Genomic DNA, 25,341 nt, shown 5'->3' on the forward strand with positions numbered 1-25,341 from the left:
TCGATCCGCGTCCATGGCCGAGACCGACCGCGAAGCCAACCGCTTCACCGCCCGCGCGAGCCGTTACGCCAGCGTCGGCGCCAATGTCGGGGGCGTGGCCGCGCGAATGGCGGCGGCGCGCCTGTTCGGCGGCAAGGATGGCGCCAGCCTGAACAACGCCGCGGCTCTCGCGCAGGCGCTGGGCGGCCTCAAGGGCCCGATCATGAAGGTGGCGCAGCTCCTCGCCACCGTGCCCGACCTGCTGCCGCCGGAATACGCGGCGGAACTTCAGAAGCTCCAGGCCGACGCGCCGCCGATGGGCGCGGCCTTCGTCAAGCGCCGGATGATGGCCGAACTCGGCGTCGACTGGCAGACGCGCTTCGGCAGCTTCGACCTCAGGCCCGCCGCCGCCGCCTCGCTGGGGCAGGTCCACCGCGCCGAATCGCTCGACGGCGCGCCGCTCGCCTGCAAGCTCCAGTATCCCGATATGCAATCCGCCGTTGAGGCCGACCTCAAGCAGCTTCAGGTCGTCTTCGCCCTGCACCGGCGGATGAATTCCTGGCTCGACACCTCGGAGATCGCCAAGGAGATCGGCGCCCGGGTGCGCGAGGAGCTGGATTACGGCCGTGAGGCGAAGCATGCCGCGCTCTACGGCAGCGTGCTCAAGGACATCGACTCGGTGCGGGTGCCGACGGTGCATCCCGACCTCTCGACGAAGCGGCTGCTCACCCTCGGCTGGCTCGACGGCGAGCGAATTCTGAACTTCGCCGACGCACCGATCGAGATTCGCAACCGCATCGCCCAGGCGATGTTCAGGGCGTGGTGGCACCCGTTCAGCCGCGCCGCCGTCATTCACGGCGATCCGCATCTGGGCAATTACACCGTCTTTTCCGAGGGCGGGGAGGCGCAGGGAATTAATTTGCTCGATTACGGCTGCGTGCGGATCTTCCATCCCCGCTTCGTCGGTGGCGTGGTCGATCTCTATCGTGGGCTCTTGGAGGACGACCGCGACCGCGTCGTCCACGCCTACGAAGTCTGGGGCTTCAAGAAGCTCGACAAGGAGACCGTCGACATCCTCAACATCTGGGCCCGCTTCATCTATGGCCCGCTACTGGAAGACCGCACGCGCACCGTCGCCGACGGCATTGAGCCGGGGGCCTACGGACGGCGCGAAGCCTTCTCCGTGCATCAGGCGCTGAAGGAGCGGGGACCGGTCACGGTCCCACAGGAATTCGTCTTCATGGACCGGGCGGCGGTGGGCCTCGGTGCGGTGTTTCTGCACTTGCGCTCTAAACTGAACTACCATCGCCTGTTCGAGGCCGAAATCGAGCGGTTCTCCCTGGAGACGCTGTCCGAGCGACAGGGAACGGCGCTCGCGGACGCTGGCTTGCCCGCCCCGGCCTGAAAAAAGCCGGCTCATGACACGCCCACCTGACCGTCAAGCTGATTGCGAGTGAGTTAGCCTTGCGCTAAATCCGCGCGTGACAAGCAAAACGAAATCAGGGAACGGGCGCGCAAATGGCGGACACGAAGACCCTCACCGGCCTGAACTACAGCCCGGCGATGGACGAGAAGACCCACGAGCAGACCTACCGGGGCTTCGTCCGCTTCGTCGAGATCGGCACCGTCACGGTTCTGTGCTGGGTCGCGGCCCTCGCCATCGGCGGCGTGCACGAGGCGTGGGTGACCGCGATTATCGGCGTGCTGGTGTCCTGGGCGGCCGCGGCGGTCGGTGCCTTCGTCCCAGCCATCGGCTGGAAGGCCCAGGCCTTCGTCCTCGCCGCCCTTCTCGCGATCCTCTTCCTGAGCTGAGGATCGAGTCTTCCGGGCCGGCCCATCGGGTCGGCCCTTTCCAGATCTGAACTTCCAAGAAGGCTCGGATACCGGCACGCCGAAAGGCGGCTGTAAGAACGGGAGCAACTGATGCGTATTGCCGTCTTGACGGAGACGGACCCGATAGAACCACGGGTCGCGGCCGTCCCAGAAACGGTCAAGAAGTTCATTGGTCTGGGCAGTGATGTCGTCGTGCAATCGGGAGCGGGCGCCAAAGCCGGCGTCCCCGATTCCGAGTATGAGGCCGCCGGCGCCAAGATCGCCGGCAGCGCCGAGGAAGCGCTCTCCGGCGCCGACCTCATCCTCAAGGTCCGCCGCCCGAACGCGGACGAATTGGCCAAGATCCAGAAGGGCGCCACGGTCGTCGCGATCATGGACCCCTACGGTCACGAGGACGCGCTGAAGGCCGCGGCCGAGGCCGGCGTCAACACCTTCGCCATGGAGCTGATGCCCCGCATCACCCGCGCGCAGGTGATGGACGTGCTCTCGTCCCAGGCCAACCTCGCCGGCTACCGCGCCGTGGTCGACGGTGCCGCCGAGTACGGCCGCTCCCTGCCGATGATGATGACCGCCGCCGGCACCGTGCCCGCCGCGCGCATCTTCATCATGGGCGTCGGCGTCGCCGGCCTCCAAGCCATCGCCACCGCCCGCCGCATGGGGGCCGTGGTGACCGCCACCGACGTGCGCCCCGCCACCAAGGAACAGGTCGAATCGCTCGGCGCCAAGTTCGTCGCCGTCGAGGACGACGAGTTCAAGCAGGCCGAGACCTCCGGCGGCTACGCCAAGGAGATGTCGGCCGAGTACCAGAAGAAGCAGGCCGAGCTGGTCAAGGGCCACATCGCCAAGCAGGACATCGTCATCACGACGGCCCTGATCCCGGGCCGCCCCGCGCCGAAGCTCGTCTCCGAGGAGATGGTCGCCTCGATGAAGCCGGGTTCGGTGCTCGTGGACCTCGCGGTCGAGCGCGGCGGCAACGTCGCCGGCGCCAAGGCTGGCGAGATCGTCACGGTCGGCAACGGCGTGAAGATCGTCGGTCACGTCAACGTGCCGGGCCGCCTCGCGGCGACCGCTTCGAGCCTCTACGCCCGCAACCTCTACGCCTTCGTCGAGACGATGATCGACAAGGAAGCGAAGGCGCTGGCGGTGAAGTGGGACGACGAGCTCGTCAAGGCCACCAACCTCACCCGCGACGGTCAGGTGGTCCACCCCAACTTTCAGCCCAAAGCCTGATCGGTCGCGGAGGATCTCACCATGGCAACCCCCCTTCCGCCCGTCTCGCCTGCTGATCAGGCCAACGCCGCCGCGGCCGCCGCTCGCGCCGCGGCCGATATCGCCCAGCAGAACGCCGCACACGCCCAGTCGATCGCCGACGCGCTCGGCCATGGCGTCGCTGCCGCCACCCACGGCGCGGTCGATCCGACCGTGTTCCGCCTCGCGATCTTCGTGCTCGCGATCTTCGTCGGCTACTACGTCGTCTGGTCGGTGACGCCCGCGCTGCACACGCCGCTGATGTCCGTCACCAACGCGATCTCCTCCGTCATCATCGTCGGCGCGCTGCTCGCCGTCGGTGTCCCGCTGATCGAGAAGGGCACCGGCTGGGCTCGCTTCTTCGGCTTCATCGGTATCGTTCTCGCCTCCGTGAACATCTTCGGCGGCTTCCTCGTCACACAGCGCATGCTCGGCATGTACAAGAAGAAGGCCTGAGGCGATGTCGGAAAACGTCTCTTCCCTTCTCTACATCGTCTCCGGCGTCCTGTTCATCATGGCGCTGCGGGGGCTCTCGCACCCGACGACCGCTCGTCAGGGCAACCTCTACGGCATGGTGGGCATGGGTCTCGCCATCCTCACCACGCTGGTCGGCCATCCGCCATCCGGCTTCGGCGCCTGGATCCTCGTTCTCCTCGGCTTGGGCCTCGGCGGCGGCGCGGGTGCGGTGATCGCCAAGCGGGTGCCGATGACGGCGATGCCGCAGCTCGTCGCCGCCTTCCACTCGCTGGTCGGCCTCGCGGCGGTCGCGGTGGCGGCCGGTGCGCTCTACGCGCCCCAGGCCTTCGGCATCCTCGAGAACGGCCACTTCCACAAGCAGTCGCTGTTCGAGATGGGTCTCGGCGTGGCCATCGGCGCGATCACCTTCACCGGTTCGGTCATCGCCTTCGCCAAGCTCGACGGGCGCATGTCCGGCAAGCCGATCATGCTGCCGGGCCGGCACATCATCAACCTCGCCATGGCGATCGGTCTGGTGGTGCTGATCGCCATCTTCATCGGCACCGAGTCGAAGGCGGTGTTCTGGCTGATCGTGATCGTGTCGCTGGTGCTCGGCGGCCTGATCATCATCCCGATCGGCGGCGCCGACATGCCCGTCGTCGTGTCGATGCTCAACTCCTACTCGGGCTGGGCGGCGGCCGGCATCGGCTTCACCCTGGGCAACCTCGCGCTCATCATCACCGGCTCGCTGGTCGGCTCGTCGGGCGCGATCCTGTCCTACATCATGTGCCACGCGATGAACCGCTCGTTCATCTCGGTGATCCTCGGCGGCTTCGGCGGTGACTCCGCCGCGGCGGCCGGCGGCGGCCAAGTCGAGACGCGCCCCGTCAAGCAGGGCTCGCCGGACGACGCGGCCTACATCATGAAGAACGCCGAGAAGGTCATCATCGTGCCGGGCTACGGCATGGCGGTCGCCCAGGCGCAGCACTCGCTGCGCGAGATGGCCGACATGCTGAAGAAGGAAGGCGTCGACGTGAAGTACGCCATCCACCCGGTGGCGGGCCGCATGCCGGGGCACATGAACGTGCTCCTCGCGGAAGCCAACGTGCCCTACGACGAGGTGTTCGAGCTTGAGGACATCAACGGCGAGTTCCCGCAGGCCGACGTGGCCTTCGTGATCGGCGCCAACGACGTCACCAACCCGGCCGCCAAGACCGACAAGGCCTCGCCGATCTACGGCATGCCGATCCTCGACGTGGAGAAGGCCAAGACGGTCCTCTTCATCAAGCGCGGCATGGGCTCGGGCTATGCCGGCGTCGAGAACGAGGTGTTCTTCCGCGACAACACCATGATGCTGTTTGGCGACGCCAAGAAGGTCGTCGACAGCATCCTCAAGAACCTCTGATCGACTCATCGGCGGTCGGCACGGCGGGGCGGGCGAGCGATCGTCCGCCCCGCTGTCGTTTACGGGGCGCAGTTTTTGCCGGCGGAAGCGGCTATGGTCGCCCCCGTGTCCGCCGCCATGTCCCTCGCTTCCCCCCTCGACCCGTCCCGCCCGTTCCTCGACGTGGCCGCCTCGGTCCTCGGGCGGCCCTGGCGTGAGCGCTGCGGCGAACCCGGTCTGCAGGCCCTCGCGACGACCATGACCCAGGCCTACGGCCTGCCAGACCTGCTGGCCCGGGTGCTCGTCGGCCGCGGCGTTCGGCCGGCGGAGGCCGAAGCCTACCTGTCTCCGCGCCTGCGCGACCTGATGCCCGACCCCGCCGTCCTCGTGGACATGGAGGCGGCGGTCGATCGGCTCGCCCATGCCGTGCGGACTCGCGAAGCGGTGGCGATCTTCGGCGATTACGACGTCGACGGCGCGTCGAGCGCGGCCCTGCTCGCCGAGTACCTGCGGGCGCTCGGCGTGCCGGTGCGAATCCACATCCCCGACCGCATCACGGAAGGCTACGGCCCGAATGTCGGCGCCGTCACGGCCTTGCGCGAGGAGGGAGCCGGTCTGCTCGTCTGCGTCGATTGCGGCACCGCCGGCCACGAGCCGCTCGCCGCCGCCGCGGCACTCGGCCTCGACGTGATCGTGCTCGACCATCACGGCGCGCCGGAGACATTGCCGACGACCCGCGCTCTGGTGAATCCGAACCGGCTCGACGACCTGTCCGGCCTCGGACATCTCTGCGCCGCGGGCGTCGTCTTCATGACCCTGGTCGGGCTCGCCCGCCGGTTGCGGGGGGCGGGTACTTTCGGGGCCTCGGCCGAGCCGCGGCTCACCGACTTCCTCGATCTCGTGGCGCTCGCCACCGTCGCGGACGTGGTACCGCTCACCGGACTCAACCGTGCCTTCGTCGTCCAGGGGCTCGCGGTGATGCGCGGGCGCGGACGGCCGGGGCTGGCGGCCTTGCTCGACGCGGCCGGACTGAGCGAGCCGCCGGAGGCATGGCATCTCGGCTTCCTCGTCGGGCCGCGCATCAACGCGGGCGGACGCATCGGCGAGGCCGGCCTCGGCGCGCGCCTGCTCACCACAGCCGATCCGCTGGAGGCGCGCCGAATCGCCGATGAACTCGACCGGCTCAACCGCGAGCGGCAGGCGATCGAGGCGCAAGCCGTCGCCGAGGCCGAGGCGGAGATGGATGCACGCCTCGCCCGCGATCCAGACCGTCCGGTGCTCATCGCCGCCTCGCGCGAATGGCATCCCGGAATCGTCGGCCTCGTCGCCGCACGGCTCAAGGAGCGGTTCGGGCGGCCGGCCTTCGCCTTCGCGGTCAAGCCGGATGGCAGTGCCGTCGGCTCCGGCCGTTCCGTCATCGGAGCGGATCTGGGAAGCGCCGTGCGCAATGCGGTCGAGGCTGGCCTCGCGGTCAAAGGGGGCGGGCACGCCATGGCCGCGGGGGTGACGCTGCCGCCCGGCGCCCTCAAAACGTTCGGTGAAAGCCTGTCGCGCGACCTCACCGAGGCGGTCGGCCGGGCGCGGGCTGCCGAGGCCCTGCTGATCGACGGGACGGTGAGCGCCGGCGGCACGACCGCTGAACTGGTTCGCCTGATTCAGCGGGCGGGTCCTTTCGGCCAGGGGGCGCCCGAGCCGGTGATGGCACTCCCTCGCCACCGCCTCGTCGATGCGGGGGTCGTTGGCAACGGGCACGTCCGCGCACGCCTCGTCAGCGGCGATGGGCAGGCCGTCGGCGCCATCGCCTTCCGCGCGGCCCAGGGTCCACTGGGCGCTGCCCTGCTCGGCGGCATCGGCCGCACTTTCCATATCGCCGGAACGCTCTCGTGCGACCGTTGGCGCGGTGCGGAGCGCGCGCAGGTTCGAATCTGCGACCTAGCCGCCTGTGGATAGAATCCTGGCGAAACGGATCGGTTGACACCCGATCCGACCCTCACCATAAGGACCTCGCCCGCCGCGATCGAAACGCGGTGACCCGGTTTGGGGGAATGTCCCGAGCGGCAAAGGGGGCGGACTGTAAATCCGCTGCGTAAGCTTCGTAGGTTCGAGTCCTACTTCCCCCACCAAACACGATCCAGATCACGGCCGATCGTGACGATCGGTCCCGAGACGTGATCAACTCCATCCGACATCGCTCATCCAGGGCGCGGTCCCGGCGCCATCGCCGCGGGCCGGCATTGCCGTGGTCGATACGCGCTGTGGCATAGCTCTGGAACGGGAAATCGCATATAATTGTGCGACACAGGAATCTGTTCACAGGTTTGGGCATTCGCGCGTAAAACTAACCTGCGTTAGTTCAGCTCGCTGTTCATGGCGCTAGGTTGGTGCGACTAGGCCAAGGAAACCCAGTGTCCAACCCGCTCGTCCGTAAGCTGGAAAACTTCGTTCGCCTGTCTCTCGAAGAGAAGCAGGCCTTGGAGAAGATTGCTCAGCCGACACGAAGACTGGGCGCGCGTGAAGATGTAATCCGCGATGGCGAGCGGCCTCGCCATGTCAACGTCGTCCTCGAAGGTTGGGCCTGCCGCTACAAACAACTCGAAGATGGTCGCCGACAGGTCATCTCAATTTTTCTTCCTGGCGACCTTTGTGATCCGCACGTCTTCGTACTGCGCAAGATGGATCACTCGCTCGGAACGCTGACCCCAGTCGTTCTTGCTGAAGTATCTGAGACCGCCATTCGGGATATCGCCTTGCAATACCCAAGGGTCGCGGAAGCGCTCTGGTGGGAAATGCTGGTGACGGCCGCCATCCAGCGTGAATGGACGGTGAGCCTCGGCCAGCGCCTGGCGACGGAGCGGCTCGGGCATCTTTTCTGTGAGCTGTTCCTGCGACTGCGCGCCGTCGGCATGACGAGCGAAACGAGTTGCGAGTTCCCCATCACGCAGGCCGATCTCGGTGACGCGATGGGTCTGTCGACCGTCCACATCAATCGCACGCTCAAGGAGCTGCGGGCCGCCGGGCTGATCCGCCTGCGCGGTCGTCAATTGACCATCCCGGACTTTCCGGCTCTCCAGTCAGCGTCGCTCTTCGATCCGTCTTACTTGCATTACGAACGGGATCCATCGGCAATCGACGACGATTGATGAACGGCTCTCAGCCGATTCATCCTGTTGAGGTCAGCGAACGGCTCAGCCATGAACCAGGATCCGCGGGATGCACGTATCGAGGAGTTGGAGGCCGAGAACCGGCGCCTGCGCCGCTTCCTCGACGAGACCGGCCTGCCGGCAGAGCTGCGCCACAAGGTGCGCAACACCCTCTCGATGCTGCGGGCGATCATCCGCCGCTCGGCCGAGACGAGCGATTCCCTGGAAACTTATGTCGCCCATCTCGACGGGCGGCTCGATGCTCTCGCCCGCGTTCTCAACGCCTTGATGCGGAGCGTCCCCGAGGGAATCGGTCTACACTCTCTCGTCGCCGATGAGCTCCTCGTGCACCTCGCGCGCGAGGGCGAGCAGGTTGTAATTTCTGGTCCGAACCTTCGTTTCCGTCCCGGCGCCGCCGAGGTCTTCGCCATTGCGGTCCACGAACTGGCCGTGAACGCCGTCGAGCACGGTGCCTTGACCGTGCCGTTGGGGCGCATCCGCGTAACCTGGAGCCTCTCGCCTTCGGCGGTGCAGGCAGGCTCTCAATCGCGTTTGACCTTTGTCTGGGAGGAGAGCGGCCTCGACGATCTCCCGCCGACACCGCCGCATCGCGGCTTCGGCTTCGAGGTCCTCGAGCGCAGCCTGCGCTACGAGCTGAAAGCCGACACAACGCTCGATTTCGACCCGCACGGTCTGCGCTGCACGATCAGCCTGCCGCTCGGATCCCAGATCATGGCGATCGACGACGAGGAATAGCGCCACTGCTCGACAGAGCCCGGGATCGGGACACGATCTCCCGGCCTGCGGTCGATCGGTCACGCCTGTCGTTGTCCGCTCACCATTTTACGATCGAGCGCTGTACCAAGCGTGGCCGGGGTAGCCCCGCGGCAGATCGACGGGTACTTAACATCTGGATGCTTTTCTGGAGGCATCGCCCGTCACGAGCCAGGGACCCCACCGCACGAATGCATGTCCGGATGAACTGCCTGCTGCGTTCACCGGCCATCGGTGGCGTTCTCCTCGGTTTCGCGACCCTGATCGCCCTGCCGGAGCGGGCGCATGCCTTCGACCTGTTCGGGTTGTTCGGATCCGAGGAAGAGCCGCCGGCGCCGAGCGCCGGGGCGCTGCCCTACAACCTGCGGATCACCGGCACCGACGACTCGGACATTCTCCGGGCGTTGCAAGATACCTCAACGCTCTATCGCCTGCGCCAGGACGCGCCGCCGGACGGCGAGGGGCTCGTCCGGCGCGCCGAGGCGGATCTGCGGCGCCTGACAGACGTGCTCTCGGGCTACGGCTACTATCAGGGCACGGTCTCGATCCGGATCGACGGCGTGCCCGTCACGGGCGAGACCTCTCTGGCCGCCGCCGCCCGCGCCGCGGAAGCCTCGCGCGCCCGGGCGCTGGTGCCGGTGAAGATCGCGGTCGATCTCGGCCCCGTCTACACGTTGCGTAGCGTGCGCGTCCTCGATCCCCGCGGCCGACCGTTCTCGGACGAGGTGCTGCCCGAGCGCTTCACCCGCACCGACGACGACGTACCGGCCCGCTCGGCCACGGTGCTCGCCCGCGAGGCGAAGATCGTCGACCGCTTCCGCACCCTCGGCCATCCCTTCGCCAAGGCCGTCAGCCGCGATCCCATCGTCGACGACGCCGCCCACGTCATGGATGTGACCTTCACCATCGATCCCGGACCGATGGCCGGGCTCGGCGAGGTCTCGGTCAAGGCGACCGACGGCATCGACCCGGCGGTGATCCGCTCCTTCATCTATTCCGAGCCCGGCGATCCCTACTCGCCGAAGGCCGTCGCCGATATCCGCCGCTCGGTCGCCCGCATCGAGGGCCTCGGCGCGGTGCGCGTGCGCGCGGGCGAGAGCCTCGACGCCCAGGGCAACCTGCCGATCTTCGTTGAGGTGAGCGAGCGCGAACGGAACCTCATCGGCGTGTCGGCGCGCTACTCCACGGTCGATGGCCCGGGCGTGCGCGCCTACTACGCCAACCGCAACCTCTGGGGTGGCGGCGAGACCCTGCGGCTCGATGCGGACATCTACTATCTCGGCCTCGGCTACGATCCGTTCGCGACCCAGCGCAAGCTCGCCGGCATCGACACGACGGGGCTGGGCGGGCGCCTCTCCGCCACCTTCGTGAAGCCGGCGCTCGGCGGCACCCGCAACGATCTCCTGGCGAACGCCTTCATCACCCGCGAGGTGCAGCAGAGCTATTTCGTCGACGCAGCCGGCGCCTCGGTCGCCCTCCGACACCGCTTCTCCGACACCTTCTCGGCCCAGATCGGCCTCGACGGGCAGGTCGGCCGCTCGAAGGACGCCATCGGCACCGTCGATTACCGGCTGATCGGCGTGCCGCTCTCCGTCACCTACGATTCCACCGACAGCCTGCTTGACCCGACCGAGGGTTTCCGGGTGATCGCGTCCGCCGCGCCCTATCCCGGCTTCCTCGGCTCGGATCCGGGCATCTTCGTCGCGAAGGCGCAGGGCTCGACCTACTACGCGCTGGACGAGGAGCGGAAATACGTATTGGCCGGCCGCCTCGGCTTCGGCTCGGTCTCGGGGGCGCGGCTCGACGAGATCCCCGACAACTTCCGCTTCTTCGCGGGCGGCGGCGGCTCGGTGCGCGGCTTCGCCTTCCGCACCCTCGGCCCGCGCGGACCATTCAACCTGCCAATCGGCGGACGCAGCCTGCTGGAAGCCTCGATCGAGGCCCGCATCAAGATCACCGAGACCATCGGCATCGTGCCCTTCTTCGATGCGGGCACGGCCTTCGCCTCGACGCTGCCGGATTTCGATGAGCGAATCCGCAAGGCGGCGGGCATCGGCGTCCGCTACTACACCGGCATCGGTCCGATCCGCGCCGACCTCGCCTTCCCGCTCGATCGGATCAAGGGAAACCGCGAGCTGCCGGCTGCCCTGTACATCAGTCTCGGACAGGCGTTCTGAATGGTTTTTCCGCTCCGCCTGCATCGTCTGAATCGTTCCCCTCTCACGGGGGAGGGGACCCGCAGAGCGGGCGGGCGCTGGATCCTGGCAGCGGCGTTCCTGTCGGTCACTCTGCTCCTTGCCGCCCTGTTCGCCACCGACGACACCCGCGCCGCCGACGGCGAGAAGACCGTGCTCGGCGGCCTCCTTTCGAAGGCGCTCTCGACACCCTCGTCGCAGGTGTCGATTGGCGCCGTCGACGGCGCGCTCTCGTCGGACGCCACCATCCGCGATGTCGTCATCAGTGACTCTGACGGTCCATGGTTGAAGCTCGATCGCGCCCGCCTCGTCTGGCGGCGTCTGGCGCTTCTGTCCGGCCGGCTTGAAGTCGACAGCCTGGAGATCGGCCGACTCGATGTGCTGCGCAGGCCGGTGCCCGGCCCGACGCCGGCGGAGGCGGAGCCGGACGGCAAATTGCTTCCCGACCTCCCGGTCAAAGTCGAGATCAAGGGTTTCACGCTGGCCGAACTGGTCTTGGGAGAGAGCATCGCGGGTCAGGCGGCGCGTCTGGCCGGTGACGGGAAGGCAAAGCTCGGCAACCCGTCCGAAGGCCTCGACGTCAGCGCGGATTTCCGCCGGCTCGATGCGGCCGGGCGCTTCATCGCTCGACTGCTGTTCGTGCCCAAGGGTGAGCGCCTGGAGATCAAGGCGAACCTGATCGAGCCCCAGGGCGGCCTGCTCTCGAAGGCGGCGAACCTTCCCGGCACCCCGCCGATCAACTTCGACCTCGACGGACGCGGCACCCTCGATTCCTTCAACGCCCGGCTGGACTTCGACGCCGGCCCGGAGATCGGTGCGAAGGGCGGTGCCCGCCTCTCGCGCATCGGCACGGATCGCCGCCTGAGTCTCGACCTGACCTCGCGCATCGAGGGGCTGGTGCCGGGCCCGGCGGCAGCGGTCTTCTCCGGCGAGACCAAGCTCGACGGCGGCATGGCTTTCTCCGATTCGGGCGCCTTCCGCATCGACCGGCTCGACCTTGCCTCCCGCACCGCGCGGCTCGGCATCGGTGGCACGCTCTCCGCCGATCGCATCGCGGATTTCATGATCGCCGCGCGCGCCCTTCCGACGGAGGGCGGGGTGACCAAGGCCGCCGAGGCGGAGCTGGAAACCCTGGTCTTCGACGGCAGCCTGAAGGGTCCGCTCTCGTCGCCACGGGTGAAGGGCAACCTCAAGGCAGCCGGCCTGCGTACGAAGGAGTCGTCCCTGGAGCGCGTCGAGGCGCTGCTGAGCGTCGAGCCGAGCGGCACCGATCCGAAGGCGCAGCGCTTCACCGTCACTGCCGACGCGGCGATGGAGGGCCTGCGGCTTGCCGATCCGGCCTTGCGCCGGGCCGTGGGCAGCCGCGCCAAGCTCGTTTTGCGCGCTGCCGCCGGAGCGGACGGCGTCCTGGACGTCACGACGCTCACCGTCGACTCCGACACCGCCCGTGCTGCCTATACCGGTCGCATCGGGCAGAACACGCTCACCGGCACGCTTGAGGCGGCGCTGGCGGATGTCGGGGCCTTCTCGGGCGTTGCGGGCCGAACGCTCGCCGGCCGCCTCGATGCCAAGGCGAGCTTGAGCGGCGATCCGGCCCGCAAGGCGCTCTCCGCCGATCTCGATCTGCGCGGTGGCGGCCTCGTCCTCGGAGAGCCGGTCGCCGACCGCCTCATCGGCCGCGCGCCGACTCTGACGGGACGGGTATCGCAGACCTATGACGGCTACGGTTTCGAGCGCCTGCGCTTCGAGGGCGCGGGACTCGTGGCGACACTCCAGGGCCAAGCCGACGCCAAGACGGCGGACGTCGCCGCCCGCATCGACCTCAGGAACCTGTCGGCTCTCGATGAGCGCCTGTCCGGCCCGGCCAGCGCGGACGCCCGGCTGACGGGCTCCCTCCTGAGGCCCGCCCTCACCGCGGCGCTGCGTGCACCCGACGTGAGCGCCAACGGCCGGCCGATCCGCGATCTGCGCCTCGACGCCGTGCTGAGCGACCTGCGCGATGCCCTCGATGGTACGCTGCGGATGACCGGAGACATCGCCGGCAAGCCGCTCCGGGCCGAAGCCCATATGTCCCGGCCGGGCCGGACCGACTACGCCCTCGACCGGTTCGCCTTGGCCCTCGGCTCCGTCGCGGCGGACGGACAAGCCGTCATCGACACCGCCAGCCTCCTCGCTGACGGAGCGCTGACGATCCGCGCCGGCGATCTCGGCGACCTCTCACCGCTCGCGCTCGCGCCCATGGCCGGCAGCCTCGACGCGGCGGTGAGGCTCTCGCGTGCGGGCGGACGTCAGGATGCGGTGATCCGCGCCACGGGCGCGAGCCTGCGCTACGACACGTTCGGACTGGCAAAACTCGACGCCGACCTCACCGGTCGTGACCTGCGCGCCCATCCCATCCTCGACGGCCATGCCGCCATCGACCGTCTTGTCGCCGCCGGCCAGAGCGTGGATACCGTCCGGCTCACCGCCAATGGTACGCCGACGGCGAGCGACATCGCGCTGACCGCTCAGGCCCGGGGCTTCGCCCTCGACGGCGCGGCGCGGTTGATTCCGGCCGAGCGAACCCGGATCGAGATCGCCCGGTTCTCGGCCCAGCGGGGCGGCGACCGCCTCGCACTCGCCAATCCCGCCGCGATCACCCTCGACGGAGCTTCAGCGCTGATCGAGGGACTCGTCGTCGCCGCCGGCCCGGGCCGGATCAGCGTCCAGGGACGGGCCGGGTCCGATCTCGACCTCAGGCTCGGCATTCGCGCCCTGCCGCTCTCGCTCGCGCGGATCGCCGACCCGAGTCTCGCGCTGTCCGGCACGCTGGAGGGCGAGGCCGATCTGCGCGGGACCGCCGCGCGGCCGGAGGGACGCTACGCCCTCTCCGTTGCCGGCCTCGTCACCCCCGAAACCCGCAAGGCCGGCCTGCCGCCGATCACCGCGCGCGCGAGCGGCCGGCTCGCCGAGGGCGAGGCCAGCATCGACGGCCGGGTCTCCGCCGGGCGGGGCGTCGACGTCACCGTGACCGGCGCCGTGCCGGTCGAGGCCGGCGGCGGATTGAATCTGCGCGCTCGCGGCAGCCTCGACGCGGCGCTCGCCAACTCGATGCTCAGCGTGAGCGGGCAACGGGTCGCCGGCCGGATCGCGCTCGATGCGGGCGTGACCGGCACCGTCGCCGCGCCGAAGGTGGAAGGCTCCGCGACACTCTCCGGCGGCAGCCTCACCGATCCGCTCAACGGCATTCGCCTCACCGACATCCAGGGCCGGGTGACCGGCCGCGGCGACACCCTCGTCATCGAGCGGCTGACTGCTGCGACCCGCAACGGCGGTCGTCTTTCCGTCGATGGGCGCGTCGCCGTCGAGCCGGCCTCCGGTTTCCCTGGAACGCTCCGAATCACCGCCGACCGGGCCGAGCTGGTGTCGAGCCCGCTGATGACGGCGGTGTCGAGCCTCAACCTCGCCCTGTCGGGACCGCTCGCCCGCAAGCCGGTCATCAAGGGCCGGATCGACGTCGTCTCCATCGATGTCTCGGTGCCCGACCGTCTGCCCGCCACGGTACAGCCACTGCCGGGTATTCGCCGGGTCAACGTGACTCCCGAAGTGCGCGAGCGCCTCGCCAAGCGGGCCGAGCGCAAGGCGCAGATCGAGGCGGCGAGCCGCGGCAAGAAGGCCCCGCCGCCGTTCGACGCCGCCCTCGACGTGACCGTAAGTGCGCCGAGCCGCATCTTCGTGCGCGGGCGCGGCATCGATGCGGAGCTCGGCGGCGAGTTGCGCGTCACCGGCTCGTCGCGCGATCCACGGGCCAACGGCGACTTCTCCCTGCGCCGCGGCGTGTTCAGCCTCGGCGGACAGCGCCTCGACTTCACCCGCGGCCGGGTGTTCTTCGCGGGCGATCTCGCCCAGCCCGATCTCGACTTCGCCGCCGAGACCAAGGCCGCGGACGTCACCGCCCGCATCGCGGTCACGGGGCCGGCGTCGCAGCCGGTCTTCGCCCTCTCCTCCGATCCGAGCCTGCCGCAGGACGAGATCCTCTCCCGCATCCTGTTCAAGAAGGCAGCGGCCGGGCTCTCGCCCTTCCAGGCGCTCCAGCTCGCCCAAGCCGTGGCCCAGCTCTCCGGCGGGGCGGGCGGGCCGGACGTCTTCGAGTCGGCCCGCAAGGGTCTCGGCCTCGACAGCCTCGACGTCTCTACGGGTGCGAGCGGCGGTCCGGCCGTCGGCGCCTCGCGCTACATCAACGACCGCATCAGCGTCGGCGTGAAGGCCGGCGCCAAGCCCGCCGACACCGCCGCGACAATCAATTACGACGTGACGCGGCGGATCAAGCTCAACGGCGAGGCCGGCAGCGACGGCCGCACCTCGGTCGGCGTCGGCGCTGAGTGGGAATGGTAGGCGGGCCCGCGGGCACCGGACTGCGAGCGGTTCAGCCGGACGATCGATACCGACAAAGCAACGGATCGGAGAGACTGGCATGGGGCGGGGATTTACCTACGCCGTCGGATTGTCTCAGTTTCTGTTTCTCTCCAGTGCGCCCGTGCGCGGCGAGGCGTTCACGGACCCCTCGACCGGCTTCTCGGTGACCGTACCGGCCGGGTTCGCCATCCGATCACAGCGGAAGGACCCCACTCACGAAATCCTCGTCGATATCGTCAGCCAGACCGGACAGCCGCCCGTCGCGGGACGAAGCGAAGCGCTGTGTGCTGCAGGATTCAGGCGGAACCTACCGGGGGCCATTTCTTCGCAGGCGGAGTTGAACGCCCTGCCGGCGCTTCGCGAGCGGGTCGCCGAAGCCAGGACGATCCTGGCCGGACAAGGCCTGCAGACGGAAACCGTCGAGTCGATCAAGAGCAGCGAGTTTGCGGGGTTCGAAGTGGTCTCGGTCCCGACTTCAGGACCGGACCACCGGAATGTCCGCATCTACATGGCGATCATGGATCGTGTGATCGGTCGGATCGACATCGTGTGCGCGACGACGAAGCAGGCACTACCCGACGCCCTTCCGATTTTTCGCGCGATACGCGACGGCACGCGCCCACCCACACGGTAGGGGTAATCGGGATGTCGGCATCGCCCCCATCGGAGCGCCACAGAGAAGCCGCCCGGCGCAGACTGGCGCCGGGCCCCGCTGATCGTGCGCGCTCCTACGGCTCCTTGAAGCCGTATTCCGGCACACCCTCGTCGTTGCCGTAATACTTGTAGGGCAGGAACTTGCCCGACATGGCGAGCTTCACCCGGTCGCCCTTGTTGTTGGGCTCGCGCTCCATCGTCATGTTGAAGTCGATCGCCGACATGATGCCGTCGCCGAACTCCTCCTGGATCAGCTCCTTCCAAGTGGTGCCGTAGACCATCACCAGTTCGTAGAAGCGGTAGATCAGCGGGTCGGTCGGCGGCATCTGCGGGATCGAGCCGCGGTAGGGCGCCTCGTTCAGCATCCGCTCCTCCGCCTGGCTAAGGCCGAACAACTCGGCGGCCTTCTTGGCCTGAGCCTTGGGGAGCTTCATCTGGCCCATGCAGGCGGCGGTGATGAGGATCGGCGAGATCCCGCCGATCTCGTCTTGGATGTACTTCCAAGTCCACCCCTTCTCGCGCTTGATGTCGAGGAGCTTCTCGGTGAGGTCTTCGCGCTTCATGCTCGTCTCCCTGCCGGCGATCGGCTGGCCGTGAACGGGGTGGCCGTTCGGATGTCAGGGGGCGTGACCTCCGAACGGCCTGACCATTCTGTCCGCCGAAGCGAACCGAACGGCACTCGAATGACGGGCCGCGAACCGCGCCGCGTCATTGCGAGGATGGACCGCAAACGGCGTGCCAGACCCTGCCTCGGATCAAACGCTCGACACGGCAGTGACTTAAGCCGATTTCGTTCATCTACGAAATTTCGTATATAGCGAGATCTCGTAAGATGAATGCGAGATTTCGTCGTGCTGACCCTCTCAGGTGAAGCGTCATCGGAGTACGGCCCCGCCTTCGACGAGAATCGAGAGGCGATGCTGGTGTTCGAGCCGCTCGACGACCGCATTGCCGACGCCAACCCGGCCGCTGCCGGACTGCTCGGCCGCAGCCGTGCCGCGCTGCGGGCCATGCCGGTCAGCGCCCTGCATCCCGATCAGCGGCCCGCACTTGTGGTGTTCACGCAAGCGGTCCTCGCGGAGGGGCGTTGGTGGACGCACGCCCTGATGCCGCACCACCCCGGCGGAAAGGCGCTGCGACTGGAATATGCCGCCTGTCGGCTGGCGGGTGAGCCCGTGCGCCTCCTCGTCACCCTGTACGATCTCGACGAGCGCGAGCGCCGCCGCATCGACCGGGAGGCCGAGGAGCATATGCGCGCCGGTCTCCCCGAGTGGCAGCGGATGGAGCGCATCTTCCGCGACATCGAGCGCGGCAACCGCCTGATCCTCGGGGCGGCGGGGGAGGGGATCTACGGCGTCAACGCCGAGGGGGCCACCACCTTCGTCAATCCCGCCGCCGAGCGGATGCTCGGCTGGCGCTCGGCCGACCTCGTCGGCAAGGACATGCACGCGACCGTCCACCACACCCATGCGGGCGGAGCCCACTATCCCCATCGCGACTGCCCGATCTACGCCGCCTTCCGCGATGGGGCCGTGCATCAGGTCGATGACGAGGTGTTCTGGCGCAAGGACGGCACCTGCTTCCCCGTCGAGTACACTTCGACACCGATCCGGGAGGGCGGGCAATTGCTCGGCGCGGTGATCGTGTTCCGCGATGTGAGCCAGCGCCGGGAGGCGGAGGATCGGTTGCGGGCGGCGCTCGCCGAGGTGGATCGGCTGCGTGAGCGCCTCGAACAGGAGAATGCCTATCTCAAGGAGGAGATCCGCGCGGAGAGCCACCATCGGGGCATCATCGGCCGCAGTCCGGCGATCGAGGCGTTGCGGCACCAAATCGACGTGGTGGCAGGCACCGACGCCACGGTCCTCGTCACGGGCGAATCCGGGACGGGCAAGGAACTGATCGCCCGGGCCATCCACGAGGCGAGCCAACGCCGCGACCGTCCGCTGATCCGCGTGAACTGCGCGGCGATCCCGCGCGACCTGTTCGAGAGCGAATTCTTCGGGCACGCCAGGGGGGCGTTCACGGGTGCCTTGCGCGATCGGATCGGGCGGTTCGAGCTCGCCGACGGCGGCACGCTGTTCCTCGACGAGGTCGGCGAGATCCCGCTCGATCTTCAGGGCAAGCTCCTGCGCGTGCTTCAGGAACGCCAATTCGAGCGGGTCGGCGAGGAGCGCACCCGCGCGGTCGATGTCCGGCTGATCGCCGCGACCAATCGGGACCTGAAGGAAGAGGCGCGCCGCGGGCGCTTCCGCGAGGACCTCTATTTCCGCCTCAATGTCTTCCCCATCGCTTCCGCGCCCCTGCGCGAGCGCCGCGAGGATGTGCCGCTGATCGCGCAACACGTCCTGAGGGCAGCCGCGCGGCGCCTCAACCGGGCGGATCTCCGTCTCACCGAGGCCGATGCCCGCCGCCTGACCCGCTACGACTGGCCGGGCAACGTGCGTGAGCTGGAGAATGTGATCGAGCGCGCGGCGATTCTCGCCGAACGCGGGCGCTTGCGGTTCGACCTCCCGGAGGCCCGCGGCGCCGGGCCCGACGCCCGGGTGAATGCTCCCCCCGTGGATCTGGGACGGCCCCTCACCGAGGAAGAGCGCCGGGCGCGAGCCCGCAGCGAGATCGAGGCGGCGCTCCAGATGAGCGGCGGGAGGATCTTCGGTGCGGGTGGCGCGGCCGAACTGCTCGGCCTCAAGCCTACCACCCTCCGCTCGCGGATGAAGGTGCTGGGGATCGCACGATCCTGACGGCCGGCGATCTCTCTCGAACAGGCCCGCTTCGCAGGGCTGTCATTTGCGCCTGCTTCTGTCTCGTTCGATAGGTTGCGACCGCGCCGCTCGCCTCGACCGAGCATCGCGATCCGCGCAACACCCCCGTGTCACGAGCTGAGCGATGTCTTGAGAGCAGAACCGACACGCCGCGCCGCGACCCGGGCACGACCTCTCGAGAGAGGTGGCCGGGTTCTCGCCCTGTCCGTCCTGCTCTGCGCTGCGTCCGGCACGGCAGAGGCTCAGTCTCCTCCGGCCCTGGCCTTTCCACTGCCGCTGGCGCTTCCGCTGACGGGTGCTGGCGGCGACCCGCAGACGGCGATCGCGCAATCCCGGACGTCGGACCAGGTTTCGGTGACGAACCAGGGCTCGATCCAGGAGGCGCTCGGACCCTACGGCGATCCGTTCGGCCTGCGCGCCTTCCTCGCGGAGCGGGGCATTACCTATGTCCTCACCTATATCGGCGAGGGATTTTCGAACGCCTCCGGCGGGCTGCGGCGCGGGACGACGTTCGGAGGCCGCCTCGACACCTCGCTCGATATCGACCTCGACCGGCTCGCCGGGTGGAGCGGTGCACGTTTCCACACCGACTTCTTCCAGATCCACGGTCACGGCATGTCGCGGCGCTATGCCGACAATCTCACGACGATCAGCGGCATCGAGGCACTGCCAGCGACCCGTCTGTTCGAACTATGGATCGAGCAGCGCTTCCTTGGTGATCGGTTCTCCGTGAAGCTCGGGCAGATCTCGGCGGACACCGAATTCGCCATTGCGCAGTCGGCGGTGGTGTTCGTCAATGCCGGCTTCGGCTGGCCGAACATCGGTGCGGTGGTGATGCCGAGCGGCGGACCGATCTACCCGCTCGCCACCCCGGCCATCCGTCTGAAGTACGAGCCGACGCACGAGCTCTCGTTTCAGGGCGGCCTGTTCAACGGCGATCCGGCCGGGACGCCGATCCGTGGCGACGACACCGATCCGGAGCGGCGCAACCGCACCGGCACCAATTTCCGCGTCAACGATCCGGCGCTGCTACTCGGCGAAGTCGCTTATGCCTATCACAGCCTGCCCGGCACCGAGCGTCTGCCCGGCACGGCGACCCTGGGCGGCTGGTACCATTTCGGCCGGTTCGACAGCCCGCGCCTGGACGAGGTGAGAGGACGGCGATTGGCCGATCCGGAGGCCAGCGGCATCGCCAGGCGCTTCCGCGGCGATGCGGGCCTCTACGCCATGCTCGATCAGACGATCTATCGCGAGCCGGGACGGGAGAATGCCGGCGCTTCGGCCTTCCTGCGCGTCTCGATGGTGCCGAGCGACCGCAATCTGATCGACCTCTACGTCGATGCCGGCGTGGCCTACAGGGGGCTCCTCGCGGGCCGGCCCAACGATACGCTCGGGTTCGGCATCATCCACTCGCGCATCAGCCCGGCCGCGCGCGCCTTCGATCGTGACGCGCGCCTCTTCGGCGTCGGATCGGGTCCCCTGCGCAGCAGTGAGACCGTGATCGAAGCGACCTATCAGGCGGAGGTCGTACCCGGCTTCACCCTTCAGCCGGACCTGCAATACGTCATGCGGCCCGGCGGCGGACTCGCCGACGATCGCGGCCGACGGCTGCGCAACGCCACGGTCGTGGGCCTGCGCGCGACCATCAACTACTGACGGACACGGGAGGAACCGCTCTCGGCCTCACCTACGGCCGCGGCGCTTCGGGCCCGATCGGCTGGTATGCGGGCCCGTCGGCACCGTTGTCGTTGAGGGATTCCATGAAGGCGATGAGGTCGGCCTTCTCCCGCGCCGAGAGGCGAAGCGGGCGGATGTCGCGGGAGCGGCTCGGCCTCTCAATGCCGCCGCGATCGTAGAGATCGATCACGTCGGACAGCGTCGTCAGAGACCCGTCATGCATGTAGGGGGGACGGCGCGCGACATTGCGCAAGGTCGGCGTCTTGAAGGCGTGGCGCAGACTCGTCGAGTTGGGGAAGAAGCGCCCTCGTCCGATCGCCCCGTCCTTGGCGACGCCGACATCGTGGAACGAGCCGTCGGTGAAGTTCCACCCGGAATGGCACGCCGCGCAATGGGCTTTGCCGTTGAACAGGTCGAACCCCCGCTTGGCCGCTGCGCCGACCGCGTGCGCGTCGCCCTCGACCCAGCGATCGAACGGTGCCGGACCGGCAACGATCAGGCGCTGAAACGTGGCGAGCGCCCGTTCGATCCGCTCCTGCGTGACCGGTCCATCATCCGGCGCAGGTTCGGGGAAGGCTTTCGCGAAGGCCGCCACGTAGGTCGGATCGGCCGAAAGGCGTCGGACCATCTCCTCAGGCGGCATGTTCATGTTGCCGGCAGCGGTCAACGGCGTACGGGCGACAGTCTCAAGACCGAGGAACTTGCCGTCCCAACCGTAGATCGTATCGATCCAGGCAACGTTGAGCAGCGTCGGCGTACGAAAATCCATGAATCCGCCGTCGCTGCGCGGCGCGCGGGGGCTGGAATCGGTCCAATCCTTCCCCGGGATGTGGCAGGTCGCACAGGTCCGGTCGCCGTCGCGGGAAAGTGCCGGCTCGAAGAACAGGGCGCGACCGAGTTCCGCCTTGGCGGCTTGGAACGGATTGTCATCCGGAAACGGGATAGCCAGAGGTCGCCTGTAATCGGCGAGCGCGGCCGATCGGTCGGATGCGCCGTCCGTCGCGACCGCCAAGCCCCCCAACAGGATCGATAGGAGGGCTGCCGCACCCCCCAAAAATTTCCAAGCCATTCCAACCTCGGTGGGAACGAGCTTCAGGGCTTGGGCTTAAAGCTTTCTTAATGCGAGCCGTAATGTCACCGCGAACGGTAGGCGGCCAGCCAAATTCAATGCTGATGCTCGATCGATATTCTCGATATATGTCTTCGTTTCATTACAAGAAAGGGATTTTTTGTAGGATCTACTTCACAGATACTGCGAGTTTCATCTTCGGATGAATCCCACACAAGATTGTGAATTGGCCCGCACTCGGGAAGCGGACCACGGTCTTGCTGCCCGGCAGCTGCTCACCGGTGTCGAAGCTGAAGCTCGGACTTTCGAGATAGGCGTGGTGGACCAGTTCACCGTCGTCGTTGACGATCGCGATCGCTTCGCCGGCTTGCAGCGAAATCGCACCCGGTGCGAAGGCGCGGCCCTTCTGGGTCACCTTCAAGGACACCGTGTCGCCCGCCAGAGCCAGTGCCGCTCCAGACGCGGTGAGGGATGTCAGGAGCAGGACCGAGACCGCGCGCCGTCGGTTGACCGCACCCCTGTGCCGGCACGCGTCACTCATGCCCACCCCCATTTTATTGAGATCGCGTCCGCAATCTCGGCTTCAGCGAGTAAGCATTCGTGAGGTTGCAGTCACATTAACGCAACCGCCGAATTCCAGGGCAACCCCCGTGGGATAAAGCGCTCTGTAGATTACCTTAACGATTGTCGGACATGCTCGCTGCGAGAAGCGAGCGTATGTTCCGATGACCCTTTCACGCCGACCTACAGGCTCTCCGCGGTGGCGTGTGACCCTTGATGCGGCGCTGCGCGGCGTCCGCACCATTCGTGGCCGAATCTTTCTCGCTTTTCTGATGCTGAGCGCGATCACGGCGATGCTGGGCGGCTATGCCGCCCAGGGCATCATGACGACGGGCGCGCTGGTCGACAAAACCTACGACCAGTCGCTGATGTCGATCAATTACGCCCGAGCCGCCGCGACCGACCTCGCAGCCCTGCAGGCCACAGTCTCCCGTGCCCGTCTCGCGAGCGACGCCGAGGAGCGGCACAAACTGGAGGCTCGGATCGAGACGCTGACGCAGTCGTTCGAGGAGGATATCGAGATTGCGGCGGACCGCGCCCAGTCCGAGCGTGCAACGCGGGAAGCGGCCGCCGCGAAGGATGCCGTCACGCACTGGCTCGCCGCCCGGCGGGAGTTCGGCCCGGATCAGCAGACGGCCGATGTCTGGCAGGCGCTCGATGCCCATGCGGCGGTGGCCGAGCAGCATATCGATCTCTTGATCAACTTCACCGCGGGCGACGGTTTTTCCTACCGTCAGACCGCGCGGGCGATCGTCGATCGCGACGTGAGACTGAGCGTCTTCGTGACGTCTTTCGCCATCGTCCTCGCCGGCATCGTCGCCCTGCTCCTGCTACGGCAGATCGTCGGGCCGGTCGCAGACGCCTCGACGGTTGCCAGCCGGATCGCGGCGGGCGAGTTGACCGTGAAGGTGCCCGAAGGCGGAGCCGACGAGTTCGGCACGCTTCTGCGCGCCATGGCGGTGATGCGCGACAACATCGCGGCGATGATGCAGGAGGAGGTGGCGCAGCGGCGCTCCGCCCAGAGCCTGCTGGCCGACGCGGTGCAAGGGTCGATCGAGGGAATCGTCGTCGTCGATGCCGCCGGCCGCATCGTCCTCGCCAACGATCGGGCGGCCGCCCTGCTCGGACTCGATCCGGCCGAGACAGAGCACCGCTTCCTGGCCGACGCCCGCGGCTCGGCGGTCGCGGATACGCTTCTCGCGATGCCCGGAGCCGGCAGTCTCACGGCCGAGACCCGCAGCGCCGACGGGCGCTGGCTGCGGATCAGCCGCAGCCCCACGCAAGGGGGCGGCTTCGTCGCCGTCTGCAGCGACATGTCTCTGCTCAAGGAGCAGGAGGAGCAGCTCAAGCGCAGCAATTCGCAGCTCGACGCGGCCCTCAGCAACATGCTCCAGGGGCTCTGCCTCTACGACAGCGAGGGCGGCCTGCTGGTCTACAACCGCCGCTTCTGCGACATGCTCGGCATCGACACCGCCTCCCTGCATCCGGGCATGAGCATCCGAGAGATCGCCCGCCTGGTCGAAGCCGCGTCCGAAGACGATCGAGCCGCCGATCTTCTGATACAGCAGGAAGCCTTGCTCCAGCGCGGGGTCAGTGGGTCGCTGTGCTGCCCGATCCGAAAAAATTGCATCGTCTCTCTCAGGCAGCAGCCGACCGCCGAAGGCGGCTGGATCGCCACCTATGAGGACGTGACCCAGCGCTACGAGGCGGAAGAGCGGATCATCACCATGGCGCGCCGGGACGCCCTGACCGGGCTCGCCAACCGCATGGTGTTCGGCGAGCGCCTGGAGGAGGCCGCCGCGCGTCTGGCCGAGGGGTCCGGTCCGGGCTTCGCAACCTTGTGCCTGGACCTCGACCGCTTCAAGGAGGTCAACGACACGCTCGGTCATCCGATCGGCGACGGCCTGCTGCGCAGCGTCGCGGAGCGGCTGCAGAGCTGCTTGCGCGAAACCGATCTCGTCGCGCGTCTGGGCGGCGACGAGTTCGCAATCGTCCAGGCGGTCACGCATGTGCGGAGCGACGCCAGCACGCTGGCCAAGCGCCTCATCGCCGCATTCCAGCAGCCGTTCCTGCTCGATGGCCATACGGTGATGGTCGGGGTCAGCATCGGTATCTCGCTCGCGCCGGAGCACGGGACGAGTCCGGAGAAGCTCCTCAAGAGTGCCGATCTCGCTCTCTACCGCGCGAAGGCCAGCGGCCGCGGCTGCTGGTCGTTCTTCGAAGAGGAGATGGATCTCGAACTGCGCAAGCGTCGCGCCCTGGAGAACGACCTGCGCAGCGCCGTCGATAACGGCGAATTCGAGCTCGTGTTTCAGCCCATCGTCAAGCTTGACCGGCAGCGGATTTCGAGCTGCGAAGCGCTGCTGCGCTGGCGCCATCGCGAGCGCGGATACGTCTCTCCCGCCGACTTCATTCCGCTAGCGGAGGAGACCGGGGCCATCACTCAGATCGGCGAGTGGGTCCTGCGCAAGGCTTGCAGCGAGGCGGCCGTCTGGCCCAGTGGCATCAGCGTTGCCGTCAACGTCTCCGCCGTGCAGTTCAAGAACGCCGCGGTAGTCAGGGCGGTGATGGAGGCGCTCTCCGCCAGCGGCCTGCCGGCGCACCGATTGGAGCTGGAGATCACGGAATCGGTCCTGCTGAACGACAGTGTGACAACCCTGGCGACGCTTCACACGCTCAAGCGGCTCGGCGTTCGCGTCGCGATGGACGATTTCGGCACCGGCTACTCGTCCCTGAGCTACCTGCAGAGCTTCCCGTTCGACAAGATCAAGATCGATCAGTCCTTCGTGCGCAATCTCGACGCGACCGGCAACGCGCGGCTGATCGTGCGGTCGGTGATCGGCCTCGGCCGCAGTCTCGGCATCACGACCACGGCCGAGGGCATCGAGACCGAAGCGCAGCTCGACCAGCTTCGTCTCGAAGGATGCGAGGAAGGCCAGGGCTATCTGTTCAGCCGCCCGGTCCCCTCGGCCGTTATCCGCGAGCTCGTGGGGAATCTCGGCCGGACCGCGGCCTGAGGCTGAAGGTCGGCCGGCAAGGAGAGCCGGCCGCTCAACATGCTCAAGGCTATATAATCATACATATGAGTTTATGCACTTTGCTATAACAGCATAACATATGATTGCATCATGATTATGCTCAGTTTCCGCTGAACAAAGCGCGGATCAGGCGATTTCCCGAACACGAAAGCCGATGCGAAGCCGGGTCGAACGAC

General features: G+C 67.8%; 17 protein-coding genes and 1 tRNA gene. 15 read left to right on the forward strand and 3 right to left on the reverse strand.

Annotated elements, in window-relative coordinates; genetic code table 11:
* The first annotated feature begins 13 nt into the window (after window positions 1-13).
* From MPPM_RS15105 to MPPM_RS15160, 12 genes are all read left to right on the forward strand, one after another.
* Window positions 14-1,384: an ABC1 kinase family protein gene (locus MPPM_RS15105; protein WP_096485743.1), complete on the forward strand. Its 1,371-nt coding sequence runs from the start codon at window positions 14-16 to the stop codon at window positions 1,382-1,384.
* Between the two features lie 113 nt (window positions 1,385-1,497).
* Window positions 1,498-1,791: an aa3-type cytochrome c oxidase subunit IV gene (locus MPPM_RS15110; protein ID WP_096485744.1), complete on the forward strand. Its 294-nt coding sequence runs from the start codon at window positions 1,498-1,500 to the stop codon at window positions 1,789-1,791.
* A gap of 111 nt (window positions 1,792-1,902) precedes the next feature.
* Window positions 1,903-3,042, forward strand: a complete 1,140-nt coding sequence (locus tag MPPM_RS15115; protein ID WP_096485745.1) for a Re/Si-specific NAD(P)(+) transhydrogenase subunit alpha — start codon at window positions 1,903-1,905, stop codon at window positions 3,040-3,042.
* A gap of 21 nt (window positions 3,043-3,063) precedes the next feature.
* A complete protein-coding gene (locus MPPM_RS15120; protein ID WP_012454758.1) occupies window positions 3,064-3,516 on the forward strand; it encodes a proton-translocating transhydrogenase family protein in 453 nt (150 codons plus the stop codon).
* A 4-nt stretch (window positions 3,517-3,520) separates the two neighbouring features.
* Window positions 3,521-4,921, forward strand: coding sequence for an NAD(P)(+) transhydrogenase (Re/Si-specific) subunit beta (locus tag MPPM_RS15125; protein WP_096485746.1), 1,401 nt, complete (start codon window positions 3,521-3,523; stop codon window positions 4,919-4,921).
* 93 nt (window positions 4,922-5,014) lie between these two features.
* Window positions 5,015-6,850, forward strand: a complete 1,836-nt coding sequence (recJ, locus tag MPPM_RS15130) for a single-stranded-DNA-specific exonuclease RecJ (RefSeq protein WP_096485747.1) — start codon at window positions 5,015-5,017, stop codon at window positions 6,848-6,850.
* An 89-nt stretch (window positions 6,851-6,939) separates the two neighbouring features.
* Window positions 6,940-7,023: transfer RNA gene (locus MPPM_RS15135), tRNA-Tyr, on the forward strand.
* A gap of 282 nt (window positions 7,024-7,305) precedes the next feature.
* A complete protein-coding gene (locus MPPM_RS15140; RefSeq protein WP_096485748.1) occupies window positions 7,306-8,040 on the forward strand; it encodes a Crp/Fnr family transcriptional regulator in 735 nt (244 codons plus the stop codon).
* A gap of 51 nt (window positions 8,041-8,091) precedes the next feature.
* Window positions 8,092-8,796, forward strand: coding sequence for a sensor histidine kinase (locus MPPM_RS15145; RefSeq protein ID WP_096485749.1), 705 nt, complete (start codon window positions 8,092-8,094; stop codon window positions 8,794-8,796).
* Between the two features lie 209 nt (window positions 8,797-9,005).
* On the forward strand, window positions 9,006-10,991 hold the full coding sequence (locus MPPM_RS15150) for an autotransporter assembly complex protein TamA (RefSeq protein ID WP_096485750.1): 1,986 nt from the start codon (window positions 9,006-9,008) through the stop codon (window positions 10,989-10,991).
* Complete coding sequence (locus MPPM_RS15155) at window positions 10,992-15,383, forward strand: translocation/assembly module TamB domain-containing protein (RefSeq protein ID WP_096485751.1); 4,392 nt, start codon at window positions 10,992-10,994, stop codon at window positions 15,381-15,383.
* A 79-nt stretch (window positions 15,384-15,462) separates the two neighbouring features.
* Window positions 15,463-16,038 carry a hypothetical protein gene (locus MPPM_RS15160; protein WP_096485752.1) on the forward strand — a complete coding sequence of 192 codons (576 nt, stop codon included), beginning with the start codon at window positions 15,463-15,465 and terminating at the stop codon, window positions 16,036-16,038.
* Window positions 16,039-16,132: 94 nt separating this feature from the next.
* Here the strand turns inward: MPPM_RS15160 and cynS are convergent, their stop codons facing one another.
* Window positions 16,133-16,621 (reverse strand): cyanase, encoded by a 489-nt coding sequence (gene cynS, locus MPPM_RS15165; RefSeq protein ID WP_096485753.1) that lies wholly within the window; start codon window positions 16,619-16,621, stop codon window positions 16,133-16,135.
* A 354-nt stretch (window positions 16,622-16,975) separates the two neighbouring features.
* Between cynS and MPPM_RS15170 the strand changes: the two genes are divergently transcribed.
* Both MPPM_RS15170 and MPPM_RS15175 read left to right on the forward strand, forming a co-directional pair.
* On the forward strand, window positions 16,976-18,799 hold the full coding sequence (locus MPPM_RS15170; RefSeq protein ID WP_432419857.1) for a sigma-54 interaction domain-containing protein: 1,824 nt from the start codon (window positions 16,976-16,978) through the stop codon (window positions 18,797-18,799).
* A 150-nt stretch (window positions 18,800-18,949) separates the two neighbouring features.
* Window positions 18,950-20,476: a carbohydrate porin gene (locus tag MPPM_RS15175; protein WP_096485754.1), complete on the forward strand. Its 1,527-nt coding sequence runs from the start codon at window positions 18,950-18,952 to the stop codon at window positions 20,474-20,476.
* Between the two features lie 31 nt (window positions 20,477-20,507).
* On the opposite strand, the gene MPPM_RS15180 is transcribed toward MPPM_RS15175, so the two are convergent.
* Together MPPM_RS15180 and MPPM_RS15185 are read right to left on the reverse strand one after the other, a co-directional pair.
* Complete coding sequence (locus MPPM_RS15180) at window positions 20,508-21,566, reverse strand: cytochrome-c peroxidase (protein ID WP_096485755.1); 1,059 nt, start codon at window positions 21,564-21,566, stop codon at window positions 20,508-20,510.
* Window positions 21,567-21,735: 169 nt separating this feature from the next.
* Window positions 21,736-22,107, reverse strand: a complete 372-nt coding sequence (locus MPPM_RS15185; protein ID WP_096487869.1) for a cupredoxin domain-containing protein — start codon at window positions 22,105-22,107, stop codon at window positions 21,736-21,738.
* 184 nt (window positions 22,108-22,291) lie between these two features.
* Between MPPM_RS15185 and MPPM_RS15190 the strand changes: the two genes are divergently transcribed.
* Window positions 22,292-25,144 (forward strand): EAL domain-containing protein, encoded by a 2,853-nt coding sequence (locus MPPM_RS15190; protein WP_096485756.1) that lies wholly within the window; start codon window positions 22,292-22,294, stop codon window positions 25,142-25,144.
* Window positions 25,145-25,341: the final 197 nt, after the last annotated feature.

This window comes from Methylorubrum populi (assembly GCF_002355515.1).
GTDB classification, from domain to species: domain Bacteria; phylum Pseudomonadota; class Alphaproteobacteria; order Rhizobiales; family Beijerinckiaceae; genus Methylobacterium; species Methylobacterium populi_A.

What these genes read in the sequence shown, in the direction of transcription:
- MPPM_RS15105 (WP_096485743.1), top strand. Translation starts at nt 14, where the DNA reads ATGGCCGAGACCGACCGCGAAGCCAACCGCTTCACCGCCCGCGCGAGC.
- MPPM_RS15110 (WP_096485744.1), top strand. Translation starts at nt 1,498, where the DNA reads ATGGCGGACACGAAGACCCTCACCGGCCTGAACTACAGCCCGGCGATG.
- MPPM_RS15115 (WP_096485745.1), top strand. Translation starts at nt 1,903, where the DNA reads ATGCGTATTGCCGTCTTGACGGAGACGGACCCGATAGAACCACGGGTC.
- MPPM_RS15120 (WP_012454758.1), top strand. Translation starts at nt 3,064, where the DNA reads ATGGCAACCCCCCTTCCGCCCGTCTCGCCTGCTGATCAGGCCAACGCC.
- MPPM_RS15125 (WP_096485746.1), top strand. Translation starts at nt 3,521, where the DNA reads ATGTCGGAAAACGTCTCTTCCCTTCTCTACATCGTCTCCGGCGTCCTG.
- recJ (WP_096485747.1), top strand. Translation starts at nt 5,015, where the DNA reads ATGGTCGCCCCCGTGTCCGCCGCCATGTCCCTCGCTTCCCCCCTCGAC.
- MPPM_RS15145 (WP_096485749.1), top strand. Translation starts at nt 8,092, where the DNA reads ATGAACCAGGATCCGCGGGATGCACGTATCGAGGAGTTGGAGGCCGAG.
- MPPM_RS15150 (WP_096485750.1), top strand. Translation starts at nt 9,006, where the DNA reads ATGCATGTCCGGATGAACTGCCTGCTGCGTTCACCGGCCATCGGTGGC.
- MPPM_RS15155 (WP_096485751.1), top strand. Translation starts at nt 10,992, where the DNA reads ATGGTTTTTCCGCTCCGCCTGCATCGTCTGAATCGTTCCCCTCTCACG.
- MPPM_RS15160 (WP_096485752.1), top strand. Translation starts at nt 15,463, where the DNA reads ATGGGGCGGGGATTTACCTACGCCGTCGGATTGTCTCAGTTTCTGTTT.
- cynS (WP_096485753.1), bottom strand. Translation starts at nt 16,621, where the DNA reads ATGAAGCGCGAAGACCTCACCGAGAAGCTCCTCGACATCAAGCGCGAG.
- MPPM_RS15170 (WP_432419857.1), top strand. Translation starts at nt 16,976, where the DNA reads ATGCTGGTGTTCGAGCCGCTCGACGACCGCATTGCCGACGCCAACCCG.
- MPPM_RS15180 (WP_096485755.1), bottom strand. Translation starts at nt 21,566, where the DNA reads ATGGCTTGGAAATTTTTGGGGGGTGCGGCAGCCCTCCTATCGATCCTG.
- MPPM_RS15185 (WP_096487869.1), bottom strand. Translation starts at nt 22,107, where the DNA reads ATGAGTGACGCGTGCCGGCACAGGGGTGCGGTCAACCGACGGCGCGCG.
- MPPM_RS15190 (WP_096485756.1), top strand. Translation starts at nt 22,292, where the DNA reads ATGACCCTTTCACGCCGACCTACAGGCTCTCCGCGGTGGCGTGTGACC.